The sequence below is a fragment of the Nostoc edaphicum CCNP1411 genome (genome assembly GCF_014023275.1).
GTDB classification, from domain to species: domain Bacteria; phylum Cyanobacteriota; class Cyanobacteriia; order Cyanobacteriales; family Nostocaceae; genus Nostoc; species Nostoc edaphicum_A.
On the sequence record NZ_CP054696.1, the window covers coordinates 46,843 to 53,840 of the forward strand.

Annotated in this window: 10 protein-coding genes; 5 read left to right on the forward strand and 5 right to left on the reverse strand. The window is 38.0% G+C overall.

Annotation, left to right across the window (positions count from 1 at the left end; all coding sequences use genetic code 11):
- Positions 1 to 130 precede the first annotated feature (130 nt).
- Positions 131 to 1,198, forward strand: a complete 1,068-nt coding sequence (locus HUN01_RS01420; protein WP_181927231.1) for a hypothetical protein — start codon at positions 131 to 133, stop codon at positions 1,196 to 1,198.
- Between the two features lie 47 nt (positions 1,199 to 1,245).
- Here the strand turns inward: HUN01_RS01420 and HUN01_RS01425 are convergent, their stop codons facing one another.
- The 3 genes from HUN01_RS01425 to HUN01_RS01435 all read right to left on the reverse strand — a co-directional run bounded on the left by HUN01_RS01425 (position 1,246) and on the right by HUN01_RS01435 (position 2,618).
- The gene (locus HUN01_RS01425; RefSeq protein ID WP_181927232.1) at positions 1,246 to 1,449 is read right to left on the reverse strand and encodes a hypothetical protein; all 204 of its coding nucleotides are present in this window, start codon (positions 1,447 to 1,449) and stop codon (positions 1,246 to 1,248) included.
- 291 nt (positions 1,450 to 1,740) lie between these two features.
- Positions 1,741 to 2,013, reverse strand: a complete 273-nt coding sequence (locus HUN01_RS01430; protein ID WP_181927233.1) for a hypothetical protein — start codon at positions 2,011 to 2,013, stop codon at positions 1,741 to 1,743.
- Positions 2,010 to 2,618, reverse strand: coding sequence for a ParA family protein (locus tag HUN01_RS01435; RefSeq protein WP_181927234.1), 609 nt, complete (start codon positions 2,616 to 2,618; stop codon positions 2,010 to 2,012). The genes HUN01_RS01430 and HUN01_RS01435 overlap by 4 nt, the downstream gene beginning before the upstream one ends.
- 489 nt (positions 2,619 to 3,107) lie before the next feature.
- Here HUN01_RS01435 and HUN01_RS01440 point away from each other — a divergent pair, with 489 nt between their 5' ends.
- Together HUN01_RS01440 and HUN01_RS01445 are read left to right on the forward strand one after the other, a co-directional pair.
- The gene (locus HUN01_RS01440) at positions 3,108 to 3,944 is read left to right on the forward strand and encodes a hypothetical protein (protein WP_181927235.1); all 837 of its coding nucleotides are present in this window, start codon (positions 3,108 to 3,110) and stop codon (positions 3,942 to 3,944) included.
- On the forward strand, positions 3,925 to 4,422 hold the full coding sequence (locus HUN01_RS01445) for a type II toxin-antitoxin system VapC family toxin (RefSeq protein WP_238845371.1): 498 nt from the start codon (positions 3,925 to 3,927) through the stop codon (positions 4,420 to 4,422). The genes HUN01_RS01440 and HUN01_RS01445 overlap by 20 nt, the downstream gene beginning before the upstream one ends.
- A 4-nt stretch (positions 4,423 to 4,426) precedes the next feature.
- Here the strand turns inward: HUN01_RS01445 and HUN01_RS01450 are convergent, their stop codons facing one another.
- Both HUN01_RS01450 and HUN01_RS01455 read right to left on the reverse strand, forming a co-directional pair.
- Positions 4,427 to 4,906, reverse strand: coding sequence for a hypothetical protein (locus HUN01_RS01450; RefSeq protein WP_181927236.1), 480 nt, complete (start codon positions 4,904 to 4,906; stop codon positions 4,427 to 4,429).
- A gap of 34 nt (positions 4,907 to 4,940) precedes the next feature.
- Positions 4,941 to 5,492: a tyrosine-type recombinase/integrase gene (locus HUN01_RS01455; protein WP_181927237.1), complete on the reverse strand. Its 552-nt coding sequence runs from the start codon at positions 5,490 to 5,492 to the stop codon at positions 4,941 to 4,943.
- Positions 5,493 to 5,558: 66 nt separating this feature from the next.
- On the opposite strand from HUN01_RS01455, the gene HUN01_RS01460 reads away from it, so the two are divergent.
- A complete protein-coding gene (locus HUN01_RS01460) occupies positions 5,559 to 6,110 on the forward strand; it encodes a tyrosine-type recombinase/integrase (RefSeq protein ID WP_181927238.1) in 552 nt (183 codons plus the stop codon).
- Between the two features lie 51 nt (positions 6,111 to 6,161).
- Positions 6,162 to 6,872 carry a DUF4336 domain-containing protein gene (locus HUN01_RS01465; protein ID WP_181927239.1) on the forward strand — a complete coding sequence of 237 codons (711 nt, stop codon included), beginning with the start codon at positions 6,162 to 6,164 and terminating at the stop codon, positions 6,870 to 6,872.
- The last annotated feature ends 126 nt before the right edge of the window (positions 6,873 to 6,998 follow it).

Genomic DNA, 6,998 nt, shown 5'->3' on the forward strand with positions numbered 1-6,998 from the left:
TAGAGGCAGCTAATTTAGAGCCAATGCTGGCTACCTTGATTGCGAAGCACTAGTTATTTTAATCAAGAGCCTCCAAAGTCGCCATCATAATAGATTGTGTATTGAACCGTAAATATAAAGATTAGCTAGCATGGCATCAAGTGGAATAAATGATAGTAACAGTCTTACAGAACAGGGTATTAACCTACAAATATCTGGTGTAGAACGCATAATACTACCCGTTCCAGAAAAAAAGCCAAACGCTAATACTGTTGTAGATATGAATATTAGTATTGTTAACAACAGCTTAATACCTTTTCGCTTCAATCGCTCTGGTACTTTAATTCCTCAAATCGTAGGTTCAGATGAGCAAGTTTTACAAATACAAGAACCAAGAGATAGGAGGAAATCTAATAAATATGATGATTATTTAGTGACCGCAGGAGAAACTATTTTTGCTTTTTTATATATACAAATATATTGGCTGAATAACAAGCTGCAACTCCAAATACCTAGTACATCTACTGAATTATCTACTGAATCTAATAATTTCTGGAAGGTTAACAATATCGAATTAGGAATTTATACTCTTCGATTTATATATCGCACTAATATAAAAACAGCAGCAGGGATAGAAACGGTTCGTTTATATACTCAATCTATAATTTTGCATTTAATTGAACCTGTTCAGACTAACAACCGGATAGTTGAATTTGATGGCATTCGTTTTGAAACCTTAGTACCAAAACAGATATTAATTATTCCTGAAAAACAACCAGAGTCTACAACTGTCGTACAGTTTGGGCTGAACATTACTAATATGTCATCAACCCCCTATCGCTTCAAATTTCATGGTTTGAAGCCAGAAATTCAAAGCAGTGCAGGTAAAATGCTCAGGCGACTTTATAACATAAACGCATCAATAGGGATAGAAGAATCTCATTTTCTGGTAGCAGTACCAGGAGAAACTTTGACTTGTTTTCTAGACGGCGTGCTGTACTGGGGGAGTAATGACCAACTTGTAATGAGAGGAAGAGATAGTATAGGTGGTTATTGGTTTTTCACAAATCTAAATTCTGGAAGTTATCAAGTTCGTTTTACTTATAAAGGTTCAACCCAATCTTCAGTAACTAGATTGTTGCGTGGAATAGTTATAGAAAACCTTTGGACAGGAATAGTAACCACACCCTTTATAGACTTTCAGTTGGTGAATAAATGATATGAAGCTGCATTATTAATAATACTCCTATTCAATTTTTAAAATAATTAATAAATGTCAAATAAGCTTTTTGCTGTAGTTAGAAGCATTACCGCGTAATAGAGATGCACAACACTGGCTCTCAAAACCATTAGTATCCCTCGGCTGTAGCAACCAATTTCATAAAACCACCCGGATAATGCCATTACCAATGTCATTTGGTTGTGCTGAATCGGGTTTAGGAGAAACGTTTCTCCTAAATTAATTTCCATGTGTATCCTGTCGCTTTAAGGCAAGAATCTTTCTAAGATTTCAACCTATTCTTGTAGATCAGCAATCGGTAAAACTTGCTCTTATATCCGAAGATGAATGGTTACAGGTTTGGGAGCTAAAAGTCACTTTTCCACTAGTGAGGCAAGACTTGGGGCGGGAGCCTTCTACGCTCCTTTCACCTGCTCTCCGTTTTGAGAGTAGCGTTAAAAACTTCTCAAAAAATTGGGTTAGGAAAAACGTTTTTCCTAAATTCCTGATCATGTCTATCCTGCCGCCCCTCTCCCTCATTGTTATGGCTTTCTGGCTTTCTGGTTATCTGGTTCTCCAAACTTTTGGGTTAGCGCTTCAATAATAACTGAGGTTACAGTAATCCCTTGCTCTTTGGCTTTAGACATCCAGTAGCGACGTTGGGATATAGGGACTTTGACACACAGATTGACCATCTGCTCAAGCTCTGGCTCTTGTGATGCTAAACCAGATGTCTGGTCTTCTGTCTTTATGGCTTTCTGGTTTTCTGGTTCTGTTTCTCTGGCTTTTTTAATCAAATCTCCGTACTTGCTCATTTCAAAATCTCCATAACTTCTTTACCGAGGGCGAGGTAATCAGCCCAAGCTGTTTTTAAACGCGAGTCCTCAACATCCCGAATGGGGACACCAGCCATTGCTGCTTTCTCAAAGCCGACAGTACGCCGGATCATTGCCTGAAATACGGGGATGCCTCCATTCAACAAATCCTGACGCAGTGTTTCACCTTCCTTGCTGGGATAGGGAGGAACAATAGTAAGCAAGCAGCGATAGTTTGCCTCACCCAAATCTTTCACCATCAAAAGCATTGGCTCAAGGCTTACGATGTCCGGTTTTGTGGGCAAGATTAGAAGGTCGCAACCCTTGGCTAATTCCTTTAGATCATCTGAGTCAGGTCTAGCTGGGGTGTCGATGACCACAAACTGAGCATCGGCAATTACTTTGAGGGCTTGGCGTTCGTCCACCGCAGGAAAGGGGAATGACCCGCGTTTCGACCACGCCAAGGCGGTGCGGTTCTGGTCGCCATCTACAAGAACTGTTTTACCAAGTTCACTAAAGAAGGTTGCAAGATGCACTGCTGTGGTGCTTTTCCCGACTCCTCCCTTGTACCCAGTGATCGTTACAATTTTTTTTTGACTGTTCATATTTCTGGTAAACCATAAATCTGGTTATTTGGTTTTCTGGTTTTGTCTAAATGATACTCATAAATCTCAACGACAGTCACGTATATCTGTGGCGCACTCTTGACTCTTGGCACGAATTACGGTGTGGGGTGCAGGGCTATGTTAGCCGAGTGGGTGAGCGCGATCGCTAATTTTTGGCTGCTTCCCCCCTCTGGCGTGATGTCGCCAAACTACCATATTCCGACTTCTCCGCAGACAGACCACAGCCTCTTAAACAAAGCCTTCATTAAATAAACGAAAGAATAAGGGTTTCAAGCTTCTCCCGTCTGGCGTGTTACCTTCTGTTTTAGGCAAAGTTAACTAGATTGCCCCTAATGACAGCCTCACTAGTTCTGCGCCAATTTAATACAAGCTTATAAACTCTGTAATATAAATAGTATTTAGTATAATAAAAGGGACTTATACTTTTAGCAGTTGTGTCAAAAACAAAATTGTTTTGGGGAGGAAAAGATGATTACATCTTTATCGACAGAAGATAATATTCAGATTACAAATTCGCTTCAGGAATTTAGTTTTATTTTAAATAATACAATAGAAGAAATAAGTAAAAGTTTAAATAAATTATTAAAATATGATAACACTGATATTATCATACATGAAATAACTGAATCTACAAAAGTTATCAGTGAATTCCACTTAAAATTTAAAGAATTAGAAAACCCATTAGATAAAATAAACTTAATACGGGATTTCCGTACTAATCTTCAAAAGATTATCATAAAGCGTCAAGAATATACAACACATGAAGCCATAGGGGAACTTCTTCATGAAACTATCGTCAATCTTGCAACTTTAGAAACCAGTCTTATAACTTTAGAAAACGATCTCACCACTTTAGTAAAAAAGTCAAAAGAGGCAGAACACTTACAAATTACAATAGCATATTTAGAAGCTTTTAAGAAACCAGTTGATGACAAACTCACTTGGCTGCAAAACTTATATTATTCGATGTATTATGTATTGGAGATATTAGAGGATGAAGATGTTTATATAATCCCAAAAAATGCACTCAAAAACATTGAGACAACTTCGGAAGCTCTATCTTCCAATAAAAGTTTGAGAGAGTATATAAAAACACCCGTAATTGATGAAAATGAACAAAAAATCAAAAATTATATCAATAGTATTAGACACGTTGCAAAAGCAATTTTATGGGAATTAAAAAAGATAAAACAAAATCAGCCTAATGTACAATCGCTGTTAAATTTTATTCAATCTTCCCCTGAATGGAAAGGAGATGATTTTGAAGAATGTTTAGATTTTATCAATGAAGAAAGAAGAAAGTGAGGAGTCAGTGTATTTATTAGATACAAATCATTGTAGTTTTATAATTTTTCAAAAACACACTGACGTAATAAATAAATTAGAGTCGCTACCGAAGGATACCATAATAGCTATTAATAGCATTATCTATGGTGAGTTAATTTTAATGGCTGAAAAATCAAATAATAAAAAAGAAAATACCGACCTAATAGAGTGTTTTGCTAAAAATTTAGTTATACATCCAATAGATCAAGATACATCTAAAATTTACGGTCAGTTTCATGCTGAAATTTTTGATAAATTTGCACCAAAAGACAAGAAGGATAGAAGAAAGTTCAAAATACAAAATATAGGAATACATTCCAACGATTTATGGATAGCCTGTACAGCTATTCAACACAATCTAACTATAGTATCTGAGGATAGTGATTTTAAACAAATGAGTACCGTAAGAAATCTGAAATTAGAATGTTGGAAATCAAAAGTTGGTTCAATTGTTTAATATCTTAGAGGTATTGTTGTTGTCTTTCGATGATTGCTTCTTCAACTTCTGAAAGAAAATCATGGATAACTAAATACAGTGTATCAACTACGAAAACTTTGTAAAAATTATTAGTTATATTTGTAACAGACTCAGTAGTTTTTAAAATAGTATATTCGGCAAATTTCTCTGCCACTTTTTCTTGCCTATCATACTCATCATCTTCATTTGGAAGTTTGATATATTTAGCTTGTTTAGTAAAAACTAAATGAATTTTGGGATATTGTTTTTTAATAAAACTAGGTAAGTCATTAGGATAAGAATAATTGGCTAGACTAGACCCCATATCAGTAGCAATGCTTTTTAAAGCAGCTTCTACAGAAGAAATATTTAAAACTTTATATCCTAAAAACTCGGAAGTAAACTTAAAGCAATTTGCTACTTCCCATCCAAATCTCCCATATTCTTCTTCAATTACAGATTGAAATTCTTTTGGTAAAGACATTAAACATCCTCTTAATTAACTGAACAAACTAACACTAAAACCCAATCACCGAAACAGCCTTTCGCTTCTGCTCTGGCGTGACCTCCAGATAACGCTGCAACGTCCCCAGGTCACTGTGGCCAGAAATTTCTTGAATAGTTCTCAAAGGTATCCCCGCGCTCGACATCTGCGTGAGGGCAGTTCGCCTAAACGAATGGGTGCTGACTCCTTCTACCCCAATTCGCTTGCAGGCATCCCGTAAAATCTTGTCTGCCATGAATCGGGTCAAACGTTCAGTTACACCACGCATACCAGGAAACATTGCCCCAGGATGGGGTTGGTATTCGCCCAGCATTGCGGCTAGCCCTGGTGGGATGTCTACAATCCGGGTTTTATGCTTACCTTTGGTGGTAGACTTGCGGAAAGTGATAGCACCAGATTTGATATCAGTCGTCTGGAGAGCTAACGCTTCTGATACGCGACAACCAGTGAAAAGGCAAATCCCAAACAAAGCGCGATCGCGGTGGCTGAGAAATCCCTCCGTGAACAATCGCCTTAGTTCGTCTTGGGTTAATATTTTGCCTTGTCCGTTGCCGCTAACCTTCATGTTTTCTACTTTCTAGGGGATTACACGTTTCTCGCAAAACGTGTAATCCCCTAGAAAGTAGAATATATGAAGGTTAGCGGCAACGGACAAGGCAAAATATTAACCCAAGAGGAATTGAGGCGATTGTTCACCGAGGGATTTCTCAGCCCACGCGATCGCGCTCTGTTTGGCATCTGCCTGTTTACTGGTTGTCGCGTATCAGAAGCGTTGGCCCTCAAAAAGACTGATATCAAATCAGGAACCATCACTTTCCGAAAATGTACCACGAAAGGCAAGTACAAAACACGGATTGTAGACATTCCACCAGCACTATCCGCAATACTGGCTGACTACCAACCGAAAATCGGGGTAATGTTCCCAGGTATGCGCGGCGTAACTGAACGCCTGACCCGATTCATGGCAGACAAAATTCTAAGAGATGCCTGCAAGCGGATTGGTGTAGAGGGAGTCAGCACCCATTCGTTTAGGCGAACTGCCCTCACGCAGATGTCCAGCGCGGGAATACCTTTGAGAACTATTCAGGAAATATCTGGTCACAGTGACCTGGGAACGTTACAGCGTTATCTGGAGGTAACACCAGAGCAGAAGCGAAAGGCTGTTTCGGTGATTGGGTTTTAGTGTTGGTTCAGTAAGATAATCTAATCAAAGCTGCTGCTGGTTTAATTAGCTATGCTCAGAAAAATTGATAAGAATATTTGGATCGCCGAGCAACCGTTAAGGTATTTTGGATTGAGTGTTGGTACAAGAATGACGGTAATTCGTTTCAATAATGGTGAATTAGCTGTTATCTCTCCGATCCAAGTTGACAACAAAACTACTGAGCAACTCAATCAGCTTGGAAATGTTAAGTATATTATTGCCCCAAATCTTTTTCACTATCTGTTCTTATCTAACTTTAAGGCTCTCTATCCTCAAGCAGAAGTCTATGCTGTATCAGAATTGAACGTCAAAAGACCTGAGATATCTATTGATCAAGCATTAGAGGATAATGACGAAAATCTTTTAGGTGAACTTGAATTTTTCTTATTTGAAGGATTTAAAACCTTTCTTCCAAGTGGAGCATTACCTCTAAATGAGTACGTTTTTTTTCATGCTGAAAGTCAAACTTTGATTTTGACAGACACAGCTTTTTACTTTGATGAAAGTTTCCCAATGTCAACAAAATTAGTATCCAAAATAATGGGAGGGTACAAGAAACTTAGACCATCATTGTTAGAACAGTTAGCTACTCAAGAAAAGGTATTGGTTAAAAAATCAGTTCAAAAGGTACTGCAATGGGACTTTAAAAGAGTTATTGTGGCTCATGGCAGCATTGTAGAGCATGATGCGAAGAAGCAGTTCAAGGAAGGGTACGAGTGGTTTTTAGGGGAATCTCTTTAAGATCACGCACCGCCGAAAAAGTTTTTTCAGCTAAAACAGAGCAAGAAAGGTGAGCAACATTGGCTACTGGAAATGGTGGGATTGAGCCAATTATTAATTCAATGTAGCTAGTGTTTCTTACTTCTT